Origin of the sequence: Bacillus sp. XF8 (assembly GCF_017498755.1) — a bacterium.
In the GTDB taxonomy this organism is placed as follows: Bacteria; Bacillota; Bacilli; order Bacillales; family Bacillaceae_G; genus Bacillus_A; species Bacillus_A bingmayongensis.
In genome coordinates this window covers 56,179-74,918 of the sequence record NZ_JAGDQK010000016.1, presented here as the reverse complement: position 1 = coordinate 74,918, position 18,740 = coordinate 56,179, and the positions used below count along the sequence as shown (strand labels likewise).

At 35.1% G+C, this 18,740-nt stretch carries 22 protein-coding genes; 18 read left to right on the top strand and 4 right to left on the bottom strand.

Features of this window, described 5'->3' with window-relative positions; translation table 11 throughout:
* The first annotated feature begins 44 nt into the window (after positions 1-44).
* The 9 genes from J4P91_RS10535 (at position 45) to J4P91_RS10495 (ending at position 7,520) form a co-directional block, all read left to right on the top strand.
* The gene (locus J4P91_RS10535; RefSeq protein WP_207994066.1) at positions 45-404 is read left to right on the top strand and encodes a GNAT family N-acetyltransferase; all 360 of its coding nucleotides are present in this window, start codon (positions 45-47) and stop codon (positions 402-404) included.
* Between the two features lie 50 nt (positions 405-454).
* Positions 455-790, top strand: a complete 336-nt coding sequence (locus J4P91_RS10530; protein ID WP_207994064.1) for a hypothetical protein — start codon at positions 455-457, stop codon at positions 788-790.
* A gap of 99 nt (positions 791-889) precedes the next feature.
* A complete protein-coding gene (locus tag J4P91_RS10525) occupies positions 890-1,885 on the top strand; it encodes an N-acetylmuramoyl-L-alanine amidase (protein ID WP_207994062.1) in 996 nt (331 codons plus the stop codon).
* Between the two features lie 385 nt (positions 1,886-2,270).
* A complete protein-coding gene (locus tag J4P91_RS10520) occupies positions 2,271-3,233 on the top strand; it encodes an ABC transporter substrate-binding protein (protein WP_017149711.1) in 963 nt (320 codons plus the stop codon).
* Between the two features lie 136 nt (positions 3,234-3,369).
* Positions 3,370-4,245: a D-amino-acid transaminase gene (gene dat / locus J4P91_RS10515; protein WP_207994060.1), complete on the top strand. Its 876-nt coding sequence runs from the start codon at positions 3,370-3,372 to the stop codon at positions 4,243-4,245.
* Between the two features lie 102 nt (positions 4,246-4,347).
* Positions 4,348-4,995: a nitroreductase family protein gene (locus tag J4P91_RS10510; RefSeq protein WP_207994058.1), complete on the top strand. Its 648-nt coding sequence runs from the start codon at positions 4,348-4,350 to the stop codon at positions 4,993-4,995.
* 265 nt (positions 4,996-5,260) lie between these two features.
* On the top strand, positions 5,261-5,749 hold the full coding sequence (locus J4P91_RS10505; protein ID WP_017149706.1) for a hypothetical protein: 489 nt from the start codon (positions 5,261-5,263) through the stop codon (positions 5,747-5,749).
* Between the two features lie 247 nt (positions 5,750-5,996).
* Entirely contained in the window at positions 5,997-6,866 is an 870-nt protein-coding gene (locus tag J4P91_RS10500) for an AraC family transcriptional regulator (RefSeq protein WP_207994057.1), read from the top strand.
* Positions 6,867-6,971: 105 nt separating this feature from the next.
* Positions 6,972-7,520, top strand: a complete 549-nt coding sequence (locus J4P91_RS10495; RefSeq protein WP_017149704.1) for a cysteine hydrolase family protein — start codon at positions 6,972-6,974, stop codon at positions 7,518-7,520.
* A gap of 100 nt (positions 7,521-7,620) precedes the next feature.
* Here J4P91_RS10495 and J4P91_RS10490 read toward each other — a convergent pair whose 3' ends face one another.
* Complete coding sequence (locus J4P91_RS10490) at positions 7,621-8,070, bottom strand: NUDIX hydrolase (protein WP_207994056.1); 450 nt, start codon at positions 8,068-8,070, stop codon at positions 7,621-7,623.
* A gap of 251 nt (positions 8,071-8,321) precedes the next feature.
* Here J4P91_RS10490 and J4P91_RS10485 point away from each other — a divergent pair, with 251 nt between their 5' ends.
* From J4P91_RS10485 to J4P91_RS10465, 5 genes are all read left to right on the top strand, one after another.
* Positions 8,322-8,759 (top strand): Hsp20/alpha crystallin family protein, encoded by a 438-nt coding sequence (locus J4P91_RS10485; RefSeq protein WP_207994055.1) that lies wholly within the window; start codon positions 8,322-8,324, stop codon positions 8,757-8,759.
* Between the two features lie 81 nt (positions 8,760-8,840).
* Entirely contained in the window at positions 8,841-9,959 is a 1,119-nt protein-coding gene (locus tag J4P91_RS10480) for a GAF domain-containing sensor histidine kinase (RefSeq protein WP_207994054.1), read from the top strand.
* 14 nt (positions 9,960-9,973) lie between these two features.
* Positions 9,974-10,609 (top strand): response regulator, encoded by a 636-nt coding sequence (locus J4P91_RS10475; protein WP_243763795.1) that lies wholly within the window; start codon positions 9,974-9,976, stop codon positions 10,607-10,609.
* An 86-nt stretch (positions 10,610-10,695) separates the two neighbouring features.
* Entirely contained in the window at positions 10,696-11,550 is an 855-nt protein-coding gene (locus J4P91_RS10470) for a MurR/RpiR family transcriptional regulator (protein ID WP_207994053.1), read from the top strand.
* Between the two features lie 96 nt (positions 11,551-11,646).
* On the top strand, positions 11,647-11,874 hold the full coding sequence (locus J4P91_RS10465; RefSeq protein ID WP_207994052.1) for a hypothetical protein: 228 nt from the start codon (positions 11,647-11,649) through the stop codon (positions 11,872-11,874).
* Positions 11,875-11,949: 75 nt separating this feature from the next.
* Here the strand turns inward: J4P91_RS10465 and J4P91_RS10460 are convergent, their stop codons facing one another.
* The 3 genes from J4P91_RS10460 to J4P91_RS10450 are packed head-to-tail and all read right to left on the bottom strand — an operon-like array spanning position 11,950 to position 13,827.
* Entirely contained in the window at positions 11,950-12,591 is a 642-nt protein-coding gene (locus tag J4P91_RS10460; RefSeq protein ID WP_017149697.1) for an ABC-2 transporter permease, read from the bottom strand.
* Entirely contained in the window at positions 12,581-13,447 is an 867-nt protein-coding gene (locus J4P91_RS10455) for an ABC transporter ATP-binding protein (RefSeq protein ID WP_207994051.1), read from the bottom strand. Before J4P91_RS10455 ends, J4P91_RS10460 begins: the two co-directional genes overlap by 11 nt.
* A complete protein-coding gene (locus J4P91_RS10450) occupies positions 13,444-13,827 on the bottom strand; it encodes a GntR family transcriptional regulator (RefSeq protein WP_207994050.1) in 384 nt (127 codons plus the stop codon). Before J4P91_RS10450 ends, J4P91_RS10455 begins: the two co-directional genes overlap by 4 nt.
* 332 nt (positions 13,828-14,159) lie before the next feature.
* Between J4P91_RS10450 and gntK the strand changes: the two genes are divergently transcribed.
* The 4 genes from gntK to J4P91_RS10430 all read left to right on the top strand — a co-directional run bounded on the left by gntK (position 14,160) and on the right by J4P91_RS10430 (position 18,664).
* A complete protein-coding gene (gene gntK / locus J4P91_RS10445; protein ID WP_017149694.1) occupies positions 14,160-15,698 on the top strand; it encodes a gluconokinase in 1,539 nt (512 codons plus the stop codon).
* A gap of 14 nt (positions 15,699-15,712) precedes the next feature.
* Positions 15,713-17,062: a GntP family permease gene (locus J4P91_RS10440; protein WP_017149693.1), complete on the top strand. Its 1,350-nt coding sequence runs from the start codon at positions 15,713-15,715 to the stop codon at positions 17,060-17,062.
* Positions 17,063-17,080: 18 nt separating this feature from the next.
* Positions 17,081-17,980: a phosphogluconate dehydrogenase (NAD(+)-dependent, decarboxylating) gene (gnd, locus tag J4P91_RS10435; protein ID WP_207994048.1), complete on the top strand. Its 900-nt coding sequence runs from the start codon at positions 17,081-17,083 to the stop codon at positions 17,978-17,980.
* A 147-nt stretch (positions 17,981-18,127) separates the two neighbouring features.
* Complete coding sequence (locus tag J4P91_RS10430; protein ID WP_207994046.1) at positions 18,128-18,664, top strand: NADPH-dependent FMN reductase; 537 nt, start codon at positions 18,128-18,130, stop codon at positions 18,662-18,664.
* Positions 18,665-18,740: the final 76 nt, after the last annotated feature.

Sequence of the window (18,740 nt, the reverse complement as noted above, 5' to 3'; positions counted from 1 at the left end):
ATGTATTGTGCTTGATACAATAAGAATAAGAGGGTGGACAAAATATGATTACGTTTGAAAAAGTGAATACAGAGACAAAAAAAGTTGTTGAAGAAATGTTTGTTTCTCATGGTTTAAATAGGAAGGAAGTTCAATATTGTATAAAAGTTGATGATACATATATTGGTGTAATGGATTATACGGCACAAGGTGAGCATGCGATATTATCTAATTTAATGATTCATTTTGATTACCAAGGTTACGGCTATGGAACAAACGCTTATTTTACATTTGAGGAAATGATGAAGCGTAGAGATATAAAGGATATCCAGGTGTTACAAGGGGATTTAACTGAACAAGCTAAATCTTTTATAGAGGGACTTGGCTTTATATGGAATGGTGAAATGTACATAAAACGCTTTTAGAAGGAAAGGAGATACCTAAGGGAAGAAATGAACATAAGGCAGGTGGATGTATGACGATGACGTCTGGTTTTTTACTAATAGGGGGTTGTTTTGTAGTAGCAGAACTATGCCAAATTTTCATTCGGAAAAAGATGCATAAAAAGCGTAAACCGTATGAATGGCAATACATTCCGGTATTTTGTATTCTGTTTTTTACTTTGTATATATTACAAAATGCAATCCACTTTCCGCCAATGTTGAACATTTTTTTGAAGTTTGGCTTAATATATAGTGGAATTGGAATAGCTATTCTTGTTTGTTTATTTTGTATCCGGCATATTCATTATCAGTCGTACATATTTATTTTAAATTGGCTCAATCGGGACGATGGAAACCGCCTTACATAAGGGGGTTTTTTGTTTGTTTTGTAACCAAATCTTTATGTTGTACATAAAATAGGACGAGCATAAATATAAGCTCCATTAAATACAGAAAGGAAATGGTATATGAAGCTAATTATAGATGCAGGTCACGGTGGATACGATTCCGGTGCTGTTGGAAACGGTTTGGTTGAAAAAAATCTAACACTTCAAATTGCTAGGCGTGTTCGAGATATTTTACTTGCAAATTATACAATTAATATTAAGATGATACGCGATAGTGATGTATTTATTGCATTATCTGAACGTGCGAATATTGCTAATTCTTTCGGAGCAGATTTTTTCATCTCATTTCATATTAATAGTGGCGGTGGAACAGGTTTTGAAAGTTATATTTATAACGGACTATCAGATAGCAGTTCTGTAGCAGCCAAACAACAAAAGATGCATGCAGCAGTTAATCCTGTTTTAACGAAATACGGTTTGCGTGATCGTGGTGCGAAAAAGGCCAATTACGCAGTACTAAGGGAAACAGCTATGGATGCTATATTAACAGAAACAGCTTTTATTGATACAACTTTTGATGCAAATTTATTAAAAAATCCGCAGTTTATAGAAGATTTATGCCAAGCATATGCAAGAGGAATTGCTGCAATTTTAGGGTTAACGGCAAATCCCAATCCCCCAAACCCAAAACCACCAACTCCAGCACCTCAAACAATAGGCGTAGCATATATTCGCGGGAAGAACGTAAATTTAAGAAGTGGCCCATCAACAGCATCTTCAGTCATTCGTCAATTAAATGCTCCAGAATCGTATGTAGTGTATCAGGAAAGTAACGGCTGGTTAGATTTAGGGGCAGGGCAATGGGTATATAATGATCCATCGTATATTGATTTTGTGAAATACGGAAATAGCGATGGTAGACCGATTGGAGTGGCGAACATTCAAGGAACGAATGTGAATTTAAGAAGCGGTCCATCAACGTCATCTTCAGTCATTCGAAAGCTAAATCCTCCAGAATCGTATTTAGTATACACAAATCAAAATGGTTGGCTAAACCTTGGAGGCAATCAATGGATTTATTATGACCCATCTTATATCAGATACAATCAATATTAAAATATCAACGATTACCAATGGAATTAAATGCCCCCCTGCCTTGAATGTCTTGCAAACAGAAGAACATAGAGGGAGGGGCTTTTTGTGAGAAAATAATATATTAAAATTGCAAATTATAAAAGTGTTAATTGGACTTATCATTGTACTAGCTATGCAATTCGTGTTGAAAAAGGAAATTCCAGATATGCATTATGTACGTTATGTATTGATTGGGATGACAATTACTGTTGTTTGCCTGTTTATTTTTCGTATCTGTCGAGTTAATTGATAGGATGAACTTGAGAAAATATATTCTAGAAAAGTTTTTAAATATATATTGACAACTTTCAGTCTATACATTAACCTTTAAAATGTTAATGATAATCAATTTCACCCAGGAGGAAATATGATCCAGACTAAAAATATCTTTATTCTATGCATTGTAATGTTAATGGTTATGATTGCAGGGTGTGGCAAAGAAGAGAAGAAAGAAACGAATGCAGCAGCAAAAGGAACAGATTCGTATGTCATTAAGCATGCGATGGGAGAAACAACGATTAAAGGGACACCTAAAAGAGTCGTTGTCCTGACAAATGAAGGTGCTGAGGCACTTTTAGCGGTCGGAGTTACACCGGTTGGTTCCACAAAACCAAGAGCTGGTGATGAATGGTATCCGCACTTAGCAAAAGAATTGAAAGATACAAAAGTTGTAGGAACTGAGCGTGACGTTAACTTAGAGGCAATTATGAAACTAAAGCCTGATTTAATTATTGGGAATAAAATGCGTCATGAAAAAGTATATGAACAATTAAAAGAGATTGCACCTACTGTTTATGCTGAAACACTACGCGGAGATTGGAAAGAAAACTTTGCATTATACACAAAAGCAGTAAATAAAGAAAAAGAAGGTCAAAAAGCGCTGGCTGATTATAAGAAGCGCATTGAAGGAATCAAAGAGAAACTAGGAGATAAAGTGTCATCTAAAGTTTCTATCATTCGTTTCGTTCCAGGCGATGTTCGTATTTATCAAAAGAATTCATTCTCTGGTGTTGTTTTAAATGATATCGGATTTAAACGACCACCACTTCAAGATAAGGATGACTTTGCGATAAAAGGTGTTACAAAAGAGCAAATTCCGAATATGGATGGAGACTACTTATTCTATTTCACATCGGATAAAAATGCTGATAAAAATAATGAAGGAAATACAATAGCGAAAGAATGGACAGAAGACCCACTCTTTAAACAGCTACAAGCTTCCAAAAATAATAAAGTATTTGAAGTAGATGAAGTTATTTGGAATACAGCAGGCGGTATTAAAGCTGCAAATCTTATGTTGGATGACATTGAAAAATACTTTCTGAAATAAGTAAAGTAGAGTAGAAAAACACATCACTATTAAAGGGTGATGTGTTTTTTTACCCTCAAATAACAGAAAATTCTTTCTATCAAACAGGAAGAAGTTGTAAAATAAAATTGATAAAAAGTAAAGGAGTGGAAAAACGGTGAAAAGTGTTCATAAAGATTGGATTTTGTTTAATGGGAGAATTGTAAATACGAAGGAAGAACAGCCAATGGTTGCATTAGAAGAGAGAGGTCTACAATTTGGAGATGGGATATATGAAGTATTTCGTTTATACAACGGGAAACCTCACTTGCTAGATTTACATTTAGAGCGATTTTTTAAATCAATGAAAGAAATTCATCTTGTTCCACCTTTTACAAAAGAAGAATTAATTGAGCAACTTCAACAATTAATTGAGAAAAATCAATTTCAAGAAGATGGGAATGTGTATATTCAAATTTCAAGAGGTATGCAGCCGCGAAATCATGTATATGAATCAAATCTAGAGGCAACTTATTTTGCAAACATCGTTGCATTCCCGAGACCGGTATCTGTAATGGAAAAGGGAATAAAAGTAACAGTGGAAGAAGATATTCGCTGGAAGTTTTGCCATATCAAATCTTTAAACCTTCTTCCTAATATTATGATTAAGAATAAAATTAATGAAGAAGGGTATCAAGAAGCAATATTAGTTCGAGATGGAATTGTAACAGAAGGGTGCCATTCAAATTTCTTTATTATAAAAAATAATAAAGTGATTACGCACCCGGCAGATCATCTTATTTTACATGGAATTACTCGTCATCATGTCATTTCATTAGCAAAAGATCTACATATTGAAGTAGAAGAGCGAGAGTTTTCATTACAAGAAGTATACGAGGCAGATGAATGCTTCTTTACAGCAACGCCTCTTGAAATATTCCCTGTCATTCAAATAGGAGATGAACCATTTGGTCAGGGTGAACGAGGACTTGTTACAAGGAAGTTACAAGAAGCTTATGAAGAAAGTATTGCTGCCTTTAACGTAATAAACTGAATGTATAAGGAAAATGAAGCTGGTATTCCTCCAGCTTTTTTTCGTGATATAATCAAGCGTAGGACAATTTTTGAAAACGTTGTAAAAGGGGATTTTATGTATATGAATTATGAAGCATTTAAAGAAGTGATTCACGGACGACGCAGTATCCGGAAGTTTATAGAACAAGAAGTATCTGTTGGTGACATAGAAGAAATTATTGATTGTGCTCGTTACGCACCAAGTGATACGAACTCGCAAACGTGGGAATTTATTGTTATTATGAATCGAGATAAAATTAAAGAAATTGAACAAATGACATGGGATGCTTTACATAAATTGGCTGAAGAAGCAACGAAAAAAGGAGAAGAAAAAGCAGGCAAATTACTTACGCGTTCGTTTGGGCCATATGCAACTGCTTTTTCTGATGCACCGGTCTTAATCGTATGTTTAGCAACGCCTTATGAGTCAAAGTTTCGTGAAAAGATATTTGATCCAATTGACTTCGTCCCAGATGCAGTATGGGAAGAAGAGGGGATAAAGAGTAGCTGTTTAGCAGCACAAAATTTAATGCTAGCAGCACATGCAAGAGGTCTTGGGACTTGCCCAATGACAGGGCCTGTTTTATTAGCTCAAAATGAACTGCGACAATATTTACAAATTGAGCCTGAGAAACAAATCAATATGGTAATTTCGCTAGGATATCCAAAAGATAAACCGAAAAAACTTGCTCGAAAAGAAGTTGAAGATATTACAAAGTTTATTTTGTAGGATGCTATGTAAAAAAAGACATTGGATGTATCGATGTCTTTTTTTATTTTTTTAGCTGAATATTTTTAAGTGATAATGGGCCAAAATGGAGAATAGGAAGGAATTTCTAATTATTTCTTGAAAAAATTAATGATGTTAAAAAAGAAAGTATGGTACAGTAATGGTGGACAGAATGTTTGTTCACGAAAGTTTAAAAAACTGAATTTAGAAAAGATAATTATTTTTGTATAATAAATAAAGAATAAATTTACAGGGGGGATGAATTTTGAAGAAATTCATAATCGCTGGATTGTCTGCTTTGTTATTGGTTGGGTGTGGTGTTCCAAACGAAAAAAAAGAAACTCAACCAGTAAAAGAAGAACAAGTTGTAAATGCAAGTGATGAGAGTGTAACTCCTTTTCCTGATGGGGCAATGCCGATTGGTGAGGGGAAAGTAAAAGTAATCACGCCAAATGGTACCTCTGAAGATGGGAAGATACCAACTGTCTTTGTAAAGAAGGATGCTCTAATTCAGCAACTTGAATTAGAACTTGCCGATTTTCAAAATGATAAAGAAACATTTGTGTTCGTAGATAATATATTTGAGGATAAACATCATGTTACTAGAATGACGCAGACAACAGTAGAGTTAAAACAAAAAACGTTAGAGACAGGACAACACACGGTAACTGCAGTTCAATTTGAAAATAATGATCCAGCAGGAAAAGTTATTAACTTTGTACAGGCTAAATTTGAAAATAAACCCGCGCAGTAAAATGATACTACTCCGCTATGTTAGAGGGAAAAAGGTACATCACGTTAAAGAGTGGTGTACCTTTTTTGTTTTTATTCGTCTTTCCATTGTAGGATATGCTATGGAATACAACTTTATATGTGAATTTGATACTACATGATAATATGTTTCTCATCTTATAAATACAGGTTACAATAGGAATTAGCACAAATTATCAAAAAATATTTTGATGAAAATATAAAATAGATTACAAGGAGGGAGTGTGAAGATGGATTATTTCGAAAGAATACAAGGCTCTATTGAATTTATTGAAAGCAATCTACAGGACAGATTTAACATTGTCGAAGTTTCTTCGCAATCTTGTTTTTCTCCGTTTCATTTTCAAAGGCTTTTCCAAGCAATTACCGGTTTTTCTGTACAAGAATATATAAGAAACAGGAGGCTATCTGAAGCTGCCATCTTATTAAGGGAAACAAGAAAGAATATATTAGAAATTGCGATTGATTTTCAATATAACTCCCAAGAGGCATTTTCACGTGCATTTGTAAATTATTTTGGAATGACTCCTGCTAAATATCGAAAGTCAGAAATCGCTTTACATTTACAAGCTAAGATGAACTTTTTGGACTATAAAAAGGAGATGAAGGGAGACTTGATTATGAATAAACCTAATATTTTACAATTAAGTAAAAAGAATATTATCGGTTTTGAATATAAAACCAATCTAAACAATGAAAAGTACTTTGAGGAAATTCCAAAATTTTATTTTGATTTTGGAAGTAATGAACACTATTTAAGAATTCCTGAGAAAATTGCACCTAATATGTCATATGGTATCTCATGTAATTTTCAGGATGATGGTAACTTTTCGTTCATTGTTGGAGAAGAGGTAAAGGGGAGTGTCACAAAACTAGACAATGGATTTGTTAATTTTGAAATTCCAGAAGGTAAATATGCTGAATTCAAAGTAAATGGCTCGGTTGATTTAGTTCAAAATACGAGAAGGTATATTTATAGTACATGGTTACTAAACTCGAATTATGAAAGAAGAGAAGGGCCAGATTTTGAGATTACCGATGTATTACAATCAAAATATCCAAATCAAATGAAAATGACAATATATATACCTATACTATAAATATTTCGTAGGGATTTTGTTTGAATGTGTCGAATACAATATATTGCGTCGTAAAAACACGTTTTCTATTGTTTAGCGTGAAACGAGTAGGGAGGAGACCGAGTGATGAAACGTGCTCTTATAAATATTGATTATACATATGATTTTGTAGCAGAAGATGGTGCTTTAACGTGTGGAAAGCCAGGACAAGATATTGAACAGCATCTTGTAGCGATTACGAAGCAGTATATTGAAAACGGAGATTATGTTGTGTTTGCCATTGATAAACATGAAAAGAATGATTCTTATCATCCTGAGACACAATTATTTCCACCACATAATATAGCGGGAACAAAAGGAAGAGATTTATACGGAGAGCTACAAATGGTATATGAAAAATATCAAGATAATGAGAATGTATACTATATGGACAAAACACGTTATAGTGCTTTTGCTGGAACGGACTTAGAAATGAAACTAAGAGAACGAGGCGTACAAGAAGTCCATCTTGTTGGCGTATGTACGGATATTTGTGTTCTCCATACAGCGGTGGATGCTTATAATAAAGGATTTCACATCGTTGTACATGAAAAAGCAGTGGCCTCTTTTAATGAGCAAGGACATGAGTTTGCAATTGGGCACTTTAAGTCTTGTTTACATGCAGAAGTGCAGTGAAGGTAGATAGGAAAATGAAGGTTATATCTGTTCCCGACTGGTTATATGTAAGAAGAGGCCTTCAAAATGAAAGGTCTCTTCTTGCATAAGTATCTATGTTTTATATGGATACAACTTGTTGTTGAATTATTTTTTTTATGAAAGGACTAATATTTTCTGGTAATTGATTCAAGCTGAAAAATTTCACTTCTAAAGATTCTGTGCCATCAGCTTGTAAAATTCCACCCTTTATTTCTTTACTCATATAAGCGATGGTGATGGGATAAAATTCATCACCATTCGATAATTTCACAAAAAATTCTTTTCCAGAAAAAACACCTACTAAGTCAAGTTTCCCAATCTCAATACCTGTTTCTTCGAGAACTTCTCGTCTTCCTGCATCTTCTGTGGATTCACCTAATTCAATAAATCCACCAGGTACTCCCCAAACACCACTTCGTCTTTTCTGAAGTAAAATTTGCCCTAGATCATTTAAAACAGCAACTGCAACACCTGCTAAATTAAGTGGTCGTGGACCAACGATTTTGCGCAAATCTTCAATATATCCCATAGTAACCTCCAAAAGTAATAAGAATTTCAGATTTCAAATTATGTATTCTGCAGTATGTAGATAGTTCCCTTGTTTTTTTTATGAGATATTAATCATTTAGAAATAATAATTTCACATACCGTATTGTATTTAGAATGAAAAAAATACATAATCAAAACATCAAATAAATACTTTGACCTTTTTTGACCATTCGATATAATAAAAACAGAAAGAGTTAATCTTTCATTCATATCTATAAGGAGGAATAGAAAATGCATAATTTATTTCCAAAATTAGCAAATCGTCAAAATGGTGTTGCCCGATTTGGACCTTCCTTATTTGAGGTGATGACAGATGCGTTCTTTAAACCAATGAACATGAACAGCTTCAAGGTAGATGTTCAAGAGAAACCTGATAAATATGTTGTGCAAGCGGATTTATCAGGATTTCAAAAAGAAAACATTCAAGTCGATTTTGAAAAGGATGTATTAACAATTCAAGCTACTCAAAATAATGAAGTAGAAGAACAAAATGAAAATGGCATATTTATTCGAAAAGAACGTTCTACAGGGTCATTCATTCGTCGTTTTACATTAGATAATGTGGATCAAGAAAACATTGCGGGAGCATTTAAAGACGGTGTTCTTACTGTTACATTGCCTAAACTAGAGGAGGAAAACACAAATCGAAAAGTTATTGATATAGAGTAAGGAAGCTGATATATTCAGCTTCCTTTTTTATTTATAGTATTTTGAAATTTCTTAATGTTATAATGGTAATTGGTGATGAACATGAATTATGATGAAAAGGAAATGCGGCGTCTAGAAGCACTAAAAGAAATTGCAGAGTTGTTAAATGAGGTAACTAATTTACAGGAAATGTTAGAAAAAGTATTACATACATTATTGCAAGTTATGAATTTACAAACAGGCTGGATCTTTTTTATTGATGAGAAAGGAACGCATCGGATGCTTGTTGATACGAATTTGCCACCAGCGCTCACATGGAAGGAAAAGAAGCCGATGTGTGAAGGGGATTGCTGGTGTATCAATCGATTTGTGAATGGCCGTTTAGAAAAGGCAACAAATATCATTGAATGTAAGCGAATTGAAGATGCCATTGAATATAACTGGGGAGAGACCGAAGAGATTACACATCATGCGACGATTCCTCTTCGCGCTGGAGCAAAGAAGTTCGGTTTATTAAATGTTGCTTCACCTCATAAAACGCATTTTTCAGAGGAAGAACTAGCATTATTAGAAGCAATTGCATTCCAAATCGGAACAACAATACAACGAATTAGACTAGTTGAGAAAGAGCGTAAATATGTAGTTATAGCAGAAAGAAATCGACTCGCCCGTGATTTGCATGATTCTGTTAAACAATTGTTATTTTCAATTATGTTAACTGCTAGAGGGACTCTTGATATGACAAAGAACAAAGAACTGCAAGAGATGCTCAGTTACATAGGGGAATTATCGCAAGAAGCGCTGCAAGAGATGACATTATTAATTTGGCAATTACGGCCAGAAGGATTAGAGAAAGGGCTTGCAGAAGCAGTACAGAATTACGGGAAGTTATTAGGTATTCAAGTAGCAATTCAAATTGATGGGGTTATTTCAATTGGTGATGAAATAGAAGAAGTGCTGTGGCGTGTAAGCCAGGAAGCGTTACATAATTGTAAAAAGCATGCTTCATGTGAGAGAGTGTCTGTTAGCTTAAAAAAGGAAAATAGTAAGTTGAACTTTCAAATTAAAGATGATGGCGTGGGGTTTGTGAAAGAAAAAGTAAGAGATTCAGCACTTGGTTTAAAAAGTATGAAAGAACGAATTGAACTGATGAAAGGAACATTTCGAATAAGAACGAAGCCGGGGCAGGGAACAAAGATTGAGATTCAATTACCGGTTTGAAAGGAAGAAGTTCATTGAAAATTAAACTATTACTTGTAGAAGATCATCATATTGTTCGGAAGGGGCTCGTTTTCTTCTTAAAAACGAAAGAGGAATTTGAAATTATAGGGGAAGCAGAGAATGGGGAAGAGGCGTTAGAGTTTGTTCGAAAAGAAAGACCAGATGTAGTATTAATGGATTTATCAATGCCGAAAATGGATGGGATTGAAGCAACAAAACGATTAAAACAATATGACGACACAATTAAAATCCTTATGTTAAGTAGTTTTTCAGAGCAAGATTACGTTCTGCCAGCACTAGAAGCTGGCGCGGATGGCTATCAACTAAAAGAAGTACAGCCAGATCAACTTGTTGCTTCCATTATCGCTGTATATCAAGGGAATGCAAATCTTCATCCAAAAGTCACTCCTGCCTTGTTAGGACGGTCAATAGCCAAAGAGGAAAAGCAAGATAGTTTATCTATGCTGACAAAAAGGGAAAAAGAAGTACTTCGTGAAATTGCGAAAGGAAGAAGCAATAAAGAAATAGCAGCAGAACTCCATATTACGGAACAGACGGTGAAAACACATGTTTCAAACGTACTTGCTAAATTAGAAGTAGATGATCGAACGCAAGCTGCGCTGTATGCTGTGAAACATGGTGTTGTATAGAAAAATACATAACAATACCCAATAAAGGTTTTTCTTCTTTCAATAATTAGGTACAATAAAGCTACTATGGAAGGAGAAGATACATCATGCCTGGTACGAAAATTGGTATAGGAAAGATTCAGGCTTCATTAAATGGTTTATCGCCGAAGCTTCGAAGTATTGCTGAACATATTATTAAACATCCGCAAGATGTTGTACATAAATCAATTACGGAACTAGCTGAAGTTACTAGCAGTTCAGAAGCAACTATTTTTCGCTTATGTAAGCACCTCGGCTTTCAAGGTTTTCAAGATTTGAAAATTACATTAGCTCGTGAAATTGTACACACACCGATGCAAAATATTCACGAAGAAGTGTCTGCAGAAGATGATCTGGTAACCGTTGCTAAAAAAGTTTTTCATTCGCATATTACAGGGTTACAAGATACATTACATTTATTAAATGGTGCAGGATTAGAAGAAGCAATAAATGTATTGAAAACAGCTGAACGCATTGAGTTTTATGGAAATGGTGGCTCGGGTATTATTGCGATGGATGCGTATCATAAATTTATGAGAACGGGCATTTCGTGTATTGCGCATGTCGATTCACATTTTCAAATTATGGGAGCTGGTTTGCTTACAAAAGAAGCGGTCGTGATTGCAATTTCTCATTCTGGGAGCAATAAAGGATTGCTTGAAGCATTAGAAGTAGCAAAATCAAGAGGAGCACGCATAATTGCAATTACAAGTTATCAAAAATCGGCATTAAGCCAGCTTGCTGATATAACGTTATATACTTCAACGCGTGAAACGGAATTTCGTACAGAAGCAAGCTCATCACGATTAGCACAGCTCAGTTTATTAGATACTTTATATGTAGGATTGTCATTACAACGACAAGAAGAAACGTTGCAAAACTTACAAAGTATACGTGAAACAATTTCAATGAAGCGAATTTAAAAGCGGTGTAGCTATGCACCGTTTTTATTTTTGTTGATCCGAGTTTAAACAATTTAGAAACATTATTTCATACTCGGAAAGAGGATCTCATTTGTTTTGGGCGTGTATTACTTTAAAGATGATAAAACAATTTATTTGAATCCTGGATCGTTAGGATGTAACAATAAATCAGCTGCACCATATGCAATAGTAAATATTGAATCTAATTCTATTGAAGTTAATTTGAAAGAAGACGTCTATGATAACTCTCAATTTTTAACATCGTATAAAAAATTGCAAGTTCCTGATAGAGAATTTATTCTTAAGGTGTTTTATGGAAATTAAATGAAAGCGAGTAGTTGAGAGGATAGCACTAGGAAAATTTACAACGTTAAGTAAATTTTCCTAGTGTTATCTTAATTATAAATCTTTTTTTCTATATATCTTTAGAGATATAACCATTGAAACAAAACCAATAACTAACGAAATGAAACAAGGAATCCATGCTTGAATCATTTGTGGGAATGGTATTGAAAAGCTAATAGGATTCGATTGGATTCCCCTTACAAGAGTAGGAAAGGTAAAAGATATAAAAAAGATAATAAAAAACGAAATAAGTTTTGTTTTGTCATAGCCAAATTTGAATTGAACAGGGATTAGGGTTCCAAATAGTATGCTTAGAATTAAAAAAGTTATTCCCAGGGCATGAAGGCTTAATTTTTCTATGCCTGATGGAATGATAATAGATGTTAGAATACGGATGATGGCGATACAAATGAAAATCACAAAAATAAAGAGGTATTTTGCTTTTACAAATGTATTTCGTGTATATGGAGTCGCACAAAGATAAGCCGCTCCTTTATATGTATCTTCGGATCTAGATATTGTACCAAATAAAATATATTCTACTAAAATCACCGTTAAGAGAAAGCTGACAAGACCGCCGTCGTTAAATTTTAATTGCGAAGAAAGATAAATAGGAGCGATTGCAGCAAAAATAAGTAAAACGAAAAAAGATTTTTTGACTAGCATCAAATCTTTTTTTACAAGGTTAATTAGCATTGTTACCACCTCCGATATAAGTGAGCATAATGTCCTCTATCGTTGGTCTTTCCATTAGCGCGCCAGGTATGAGGCGACGTACAGCCTCTTTTTGATGCGTAATCCCTTCAAATCCATATTTTGATTGATGCAAACTTAAAAAGAGTTTTTGCGTTTGTTCATTAATAAATTGATTGTCTCCTTTTACTAGTGCGTGCGTATCCAGTAAATGATCTTTTTCTTCATTCACTAAGATTCTACCATCATTAATTAAGATTATCATGTCAGCAACTTTATCTAAATCCGAGGTGATATGTGTGGAAAAAAAGACACTTTTTCCAGGCTCTTTCATAAAATCGAGGAGAATATTCATCAATTCACTTCGTACCAATGGATCTAGACCGCTTGTTGGTTCGTCCATAATCAATAAATCTGCGTGGTGGGAGAGTGCCAATGCGACTGCATATTTCATCCGCATGCCTTTTGATAAGGTAGCAATTTTTTGATTTAACTTTAAATGGAACCGTTCTATGTACGATAAAAAAGTGGCTTCATCCCATTCAGTATAGCTTGGGGCAATCACGTTCTTCATTTCTTTCAACGTTAACTCTTCATAGAAGTATCCTTCATCTAACACGATACCGATTTTGTTTTTTGATTTTCTTTCATTTTTGCTCATATCGTTTCCTAAAAAGTGAATTGTTCCAGAATCTTTTAAAACAAGACCTAGGATTGATTTGATTGTAGTAGTTTTTCCAGAACCGTTAGTGCCAACAAAACCAGTAATACAATCTTTGTTTAGTGAAAAAGTCACATTTTCTAATGAAAAACTGTCGTAAGCTTTACTTAAATTATTGACTTCTAATACAGCGCTCATTTTTCTTTCTCCTCCTCTAAAATTAAATCCAGCATAGAATGAAGATCATCTGTATGAATTCCTAAATTTCGAGCCATTTGACAAACTTCGACTAGTTTGACTTCCACCATGTGGCGTTTAGATTCTAGTAACAGTTCTAAGTTTGCAGGTGCTACATAGGATCCTTTGCCAACTCTAGTTACAATAAAACCTTCTGCTTCTAGTTCTGCATAGACTCTTTTTGTGGTTAGGACACTTACATGTAAATCATTCGCTAACGAGCGAATTGAGGGCAGTTGTTCACCCTCTTTTAACTCATTGTTGAAAATGGAAGTTTTGATCTGATCTTTTATCTGCTGGTATAAAGGCTGATCTGATATACTGCTTAAAATAATTTTCATTAAACAACCTCATTATTATAAATTGTTATAGTGTAACATACACACTATACACACTATACACACTATAATTATAATTTACTATTATTGGAATAACAAGAGTTAGTAACAGAAAGCTGACTTGATTTTAAATTTAAAAATCTATTCTAAATGGAATAATGATCAAATTTGTTGTTTGTATTTGTATTCAAAATCTAAGGATTTAGGGAAGAGGAGGATAATATTGAAAAAAATTTTCTTTTTAAAACTTGATTTAAGAAAAAAATTTTTATATACTAATTCATGTAAACGGTTTACTAGATTTGATTTTGCTAGAAATGAAGGGAAGATTCAGTATGGAAACAAGGGGGAGAGTAATCGGGATTGATATCGGTACCACAAGTACAAAAGCGGTTGTGTTTACAGAGAGAGGAAAAGTAGTTGCTTCGCATGCAATTGATTATCCAATCATTCAACCAAATGTAGGATGGGCTGAGCAAGATCCTGATGTAATATGTTCTGCTGTATATAAATCTGTAAGCGTTGCCATTAAAGAGGGTAACGTATTACCGGAAGATATTTCTTCAATCGGTATTAGTACTGCGATGCATGCATTAATTGCGGTAGATAAAAAAGGTTCTCCGCTAACAAGATCTATTATTTGGGCGGATAACAGAAGTACGAAGCAATCAGAGAACCTACTACAACATATGAATGGGCATGAAATTTATCGCCGCACAGGTACACCGATTCATCCGATGTCACCATTATCTAAATTATTGTGGATGAAAGAAGAAGAACCAGAATTATATGCAAGTACTCATAAGTTCATTTCGATTAAAGAGTATGTAATCTATCAATTATTTTCAAGCTATGTTGTTGACTATTCAATTGCATCAGCTACAGGGTTATTTAATTTAGAAACATTAAACTGGGATGTAGATGTATTAGAAATGTTAGATATTTCGTCTGAACAGTTATCAGTGCCTGTACCAACTACGTATATTTTATCAGGAATGAAGCCGGAATTAGCTCAGAAAATGGGGGTTGATGAACAGACTCCAGTTGTAATTGGAGCAAGTGATGGAGTTCTTGCAAATGTCGGTGTTGGCGCAGTATCACCTGGTGAGGCTGCGATTACGATTGGAACAAGTGGCGCTGTTCGAACAATTTCATCGAACATTAATACTGATGAAAAAGGTAGAACGTTTTGTTACGCACTGACAGAAGATCATTGGGTAGTTGGTGGTCCGACAAATAATGGTGGAATCCTACTAAGATGGTTACGTGATGAATTTGGTAGCCCAGAACAAGAGGTAGCGAAAAAACTGGGAATTGATCCGTATGATTTATTAATTCAGTATGCGGAACGTGTACCAGCTGGAGCATCCGGTTTGTTATTTTTACCATTCTTATCTGGAGAACGAGCTCCATATTGGAACGCCAATGCTCGCGGCACATTCTTTGGTATCAACCTTCAGCATAAACGAGAACATTTTATTCGTGCTGTAATGGAAGGGGTTTGTATGAGTGTGTATTCCGTAGCACTCGCGATTCGAGATCAGACGGGGCCTCTTTCTGAAATTCGTGTTTCAGGCGGATTTGCCAAGTCAGCGTTTTGGAGACAAATGTTATCCGATATGATGGGGAAAGAATTGCTCGTTCCAGAAAGTCATGAAGCATCTGCACTTGGGGCTGCAGCACTTGCTTTATATGCAATAGGGAAAATTGATTCACTTGAAGAAGTGAAAGAGTGGATTGAAATTGTCCATCATCATGTACCGAATAAAGAAAATACGGCTTTATATTTAGAAATGTTTTACATGTATGAACGACTTTACGATCGTTTGAAAGAAGAATTCGATTGTATAGCTGCTTTCCAACGTAAACAATAGGGGGATTGGGAGAAATGGAAGTTGGAATCGTACTAGCGGCTGTTGTCATACTACTTTTGCTTATTACAGTAGTAAAATGGCATCCATTTGTCGCTTTAATTTTAACAGCAATCGGAGTTGGGCTAGCAATGGGGATGCCATTGATTGCTACTTCACCAAAAGATCCAGGAATTATCGATTCTATTAAACTAGGTCTTGGTAATACGTTAGGATTTTTAGCAATTGTTTTAGCGCTAGGAACAATGCTTGGGAAAATGATGGCAGAGTCTGGCGGTGCTGAAAGAATCGCAAATACATTAATAGAGCGTTTTGGGACGAAACGTGTTCACTGGGCAATGATGTTTGTAGCATTTTTAGTAGGGATCCCGGTCTTTTTCCAAGTGGGGTTTGTATTATTAATTCCACTTGTGTTTACAATTGCACTAGAAACAGGGGTTTCTCTTATTACAATTGGTATTCCACTTGTAGCAGGACTTTCTGTTGTACACGGATTAGTTCCTCCACATCCAGCAGCAATGGCAGCAGTTGGCATCTTTAAAGCTGATGTAGGAAAAACAATTTTATATGCATTAATTGTCGGACTTCCAACAGCAATTATTTCAGGCCCGATTTATGGGAAATGGATTGGTGCTCGTATACATAAAAAGGTGCCAGTAGATGTAGCTGAACAGCTCCTTGAACGAGATACGAAGAAAGAGCTCCCTGGATTCGGTAATACATTATTTACAATTTTACTTCCTGTATTGCTCATGCTTGGAGCATCAGTAGCAGAGATTGCATTAGAAAAATCGAGTCAACTTGCACAGGTGTTACATTTTATTGGAGATCCTGTAGTTGCGTTATTAATTGCGACGATTTATTCATTCTTTAGTCTCGGTTATGCAAAAGGTTTTTCAAAAGATAAGGTGCTACAATTTACAAATGATTGTTTAGGCCCGATTGCGAATATACTTTTAGTTATCGGTGCGGGCGGGGCATTCAATAAAGTGCTATTAGATTCAGGAATCGGTACAACGATTGCGGAAATGGCCAAAGAATCAGAAATTTCCCCGATATTATTAGGCTGGGGCATCGCGGCGCTTATTCGAATTGCAACTGGTTCTGCAACGGTTTCGATGATGACGGCTGCAGGTATTGTAGCGCCGATTGCAGCGAGCATCCCGGGGGTAAATGTTGAATTGTTAGCACTTGCAACAGGAGCAGGATCACTCATTTTATCACACGTGAATGATTCTGGATTTTGGATGATTAAAGAATACTTTGGAATGACTGTGAAGGAAACGTTATTAACATGGACAGCAATGGAAACAATTTTATCTGTTGTTGCTCTAGGACTTATATCATTATTAAATCTCATTGTATAGAATAGGAGTTTGATTTATATGAAACTAGGATTAATTGGATTAGGAAAAATGGGTTTTCCATTAGCTGAACATTTACACGAAGATGGGCATGAAGTTGTTGTATATGATGTAAATAAAGAGCTTGTTGAAAAAGCAGGACAAGCTGGCATCAATGCTCGTAATACATTAAAAGAAATGGTAGCAGAACTTGAAGCTCCACGTACGATTTGGGTTATGGTACCAGCTGGAGAAATTGTTGATTCAGTGCTAAAAGATGTATATCCATTATTAGATAAAGAAGATATCGTAATTGAAGGTGGGAACTCCTTCTATAAAGATACATTACGCCGTGCTGAAGAAGCAAAAAGCTTTGGACTTCATTATGTAGATATCGGTACATCAGGTGGTGTAGAAGGGGCACGCTATGGTGCTTGCTTAATGATTGGCGGAGAAAAAGAAATTTTTAATCGTTTAGAGCCGTTATTTAAAGATTTATCAGTAGAAAACGGTTATTCTTATGCAGGACGCGTTGGAAGTGGACATTTCCTAAAAATGGTTCATAACGGGATTGAATACGGAATGATGCAAGCAATTGCTGAAGGATTTGAAGTATTAGATAAAAGCGATTTTAATTATAATTATGAAGACGTGGCAAAGGTATGGGCAAACGGATCGGTTATACGCGGGTGGTTAATGGACTTAACTGAAAAAGCATTTGCTGATGATCCAAAATTAGATGGAATTAAAGGCGTAATGAATTCTTCTGGAGAAGGAAAGTGGACAGTGGAAACTGCGCTTGAATTACAAGCAGCTGCTCCGGTTATTGCAATGTCATTGTTTATGCGTTACCGTTCTCAAGAAGATGATACATTCCATGGTAAAGTTGTTTCAGCGCTTCGGAATCAGTTTGGTGGACATGCTGTTGTAAAAAATGATTAATTGATAGATTAGGAACTCATACGAAAGTATGAGTTCTTTTTTATTTCTCATACTATTTTCTCGAAATTTTTCCCTCTTTTTACTGTTTTTTGTATGGAATTTTCTGATAGTATAGAGATAGAAGTTAAAATAAAGGAGAGAAAAAACATGAAATTAGTCGTAATTAACGGAACGCCACGTAAATTTGGTAGAACACGTGTTATTGCAAAATATATTGCAGAGCAATTTGAAGGGGAATTATATGATCTAGCAGTAGAGGAATTGCCTTTATATAATGGAGAAGAATCACAACGAGAATTAAAGGCAGTAACCAAATTAAAAACATTAGTGAAAGAAGCTGATGGTGTCGTTCTTTGCACACCTGAATATCATAATGCGATGAGTGGCGCGCTAAAAAACGCACTAGATTTTTTAAGCAGCAGTGAATTTGTTCATAAACCAGTTGCTCTATTGGCAGTTGCGGGCGGTGGAAAAGGTGGAATAAACGCGCTTAATAGCATGCGTATTGTCGCACGAGGCGTGTATGCGAATGCAATTCCAAAACAAGTTATATTGGACGGTTTATACGTACAAGATGGTGAACTTAGTGAGGATGCAAAACCGTTAATTCATGATCTTTTAAAAGAGTTAACAGCATATATGAGTGTATATAAAGAAGTGAAAAAGCAATTAGGTGTTGAGTGATAATTTTTCAGGGGGGCAATGTTCTATTTTTCATTGCCTCTAGCATCTTTATGAAAACGATTTCAGTTAATGGGAT

Coding starts and splice junctions, on each gene's coding strand:
- J4P91_RS10535 (WP_207994066.1), top strand. CDS start 45: ATGATTACGTTTGAAAAAGTGAATACAGAGACAAAAAAAGTTGTTGAA.
- J4P91_RS10530 (WP_207994064.1), top strand. CDS start 455: ATGACGATGACGTCTGGTTTTTTACTAATAGGGGGTTGTTTTGTAGTA.
- J4P91_RS10525 (WP_207994062.1), top strand. CDS start 890: ATGAAGCTAATTATAGATGCAGGTCACGGTGGATACGATTCCGGTGCT.
- J4P91_RS10520 (WP_017149711.1), top strand. CDS start 2,271: ATGATCCAGACTAAAAATATCTTTATTCTATGCATTGTAATGTTAATG.
- J4P91_RS10510 (WP_207994058.1), top strand. CDS start 4,348: ATGAATTATGAAGCATTTAAAGAAGTGATTCACGGACGACGCAGTATC.
- J4P91_RS10500 (WP_207994057.1), top strand. CDS start 5,997: ATGGATTATTTCGAAAGAATACAAGGCTCTATTGAATTTATTGAAAGC.
- J4P91_RS10495 (WP_017149704.1), top strand. CDS start 6,972: ATGAAACGTGCTCTTATAAATATTGATTATACATATGATTTTGTAGCA.
- J4P91_RS10490 (WP_207994056.1), bottom strand. CDS start 8,070: ATGGGATATATTGAAGATTTGCGCAAAATCGTTGGTCCACGACCACTT.
- J4P91_RS10485 (WP_207994055.1), top strand. CDS start 8,322: ATGCATAATTTATTTCCAAAATTAGCAAATCGTCAAAATGGTGTTGCC.
- J4P91_RS10480 (WP_207994054.1), top strand. CDS start 8,841: ATGAATTATGATGAAAAGGAAATGCGGCGTCTAGAAGCACTAAAAGAA.
- J4P91_RS10470 (WP_207994053.1), top strand. CDS start 10,696: ATGCCTGGTACGAAAATTGGTATAGGAAAGATTCAGGCTTCATTAAAT.
- J4P91_RS10460 (WP_017149697.1), bottom strand. CDS start 12,591: ATGCTAATTAACCTTGTAAAAAAAGATTTGATGCTAGTCAAAAAATCT.
- J4P91_RS10455 (WP_207994051.1), bottom strand. CDS start 13,447: ATGAGCGCTGTATTAGAAGTCAATAATTTAAGTAAAGCTTACGACAGT.
- J4P91_RS10450 (WP_207994050.1), bottom strand. CDS start 13,827: ATGAAAATTATTTTAAGCAGTATATCAGATCAGCCTTTATACCAGCAG.
- gntK (WP_017149694.1), top strand. CDS start 14,160: ATGGAAACAAGGGGGAGAGTAATCGGGATTGATATCGGTACCACAAGT.
- J4P91_RS10440 (WP_017149693.1), top strand. CDS start 15,713: ATGGAAGTTGGAATCGTACTAGCGGCTGTTGTCATACTACTTTTGCTT.
- gnd (WP_207994048.1), top strand. CDS start 17,081: ATGAAACTAGGATTAATTGGATTAGGAAAAATGGGTTTTCCATTAGCT.
- J4P91_RS10430 (WP_207994046.1), top strand. CDS start 18,128: ATGAAATTAGTCGTAATTAACGGAACGCCACGTAAATTTGGTAGAACA.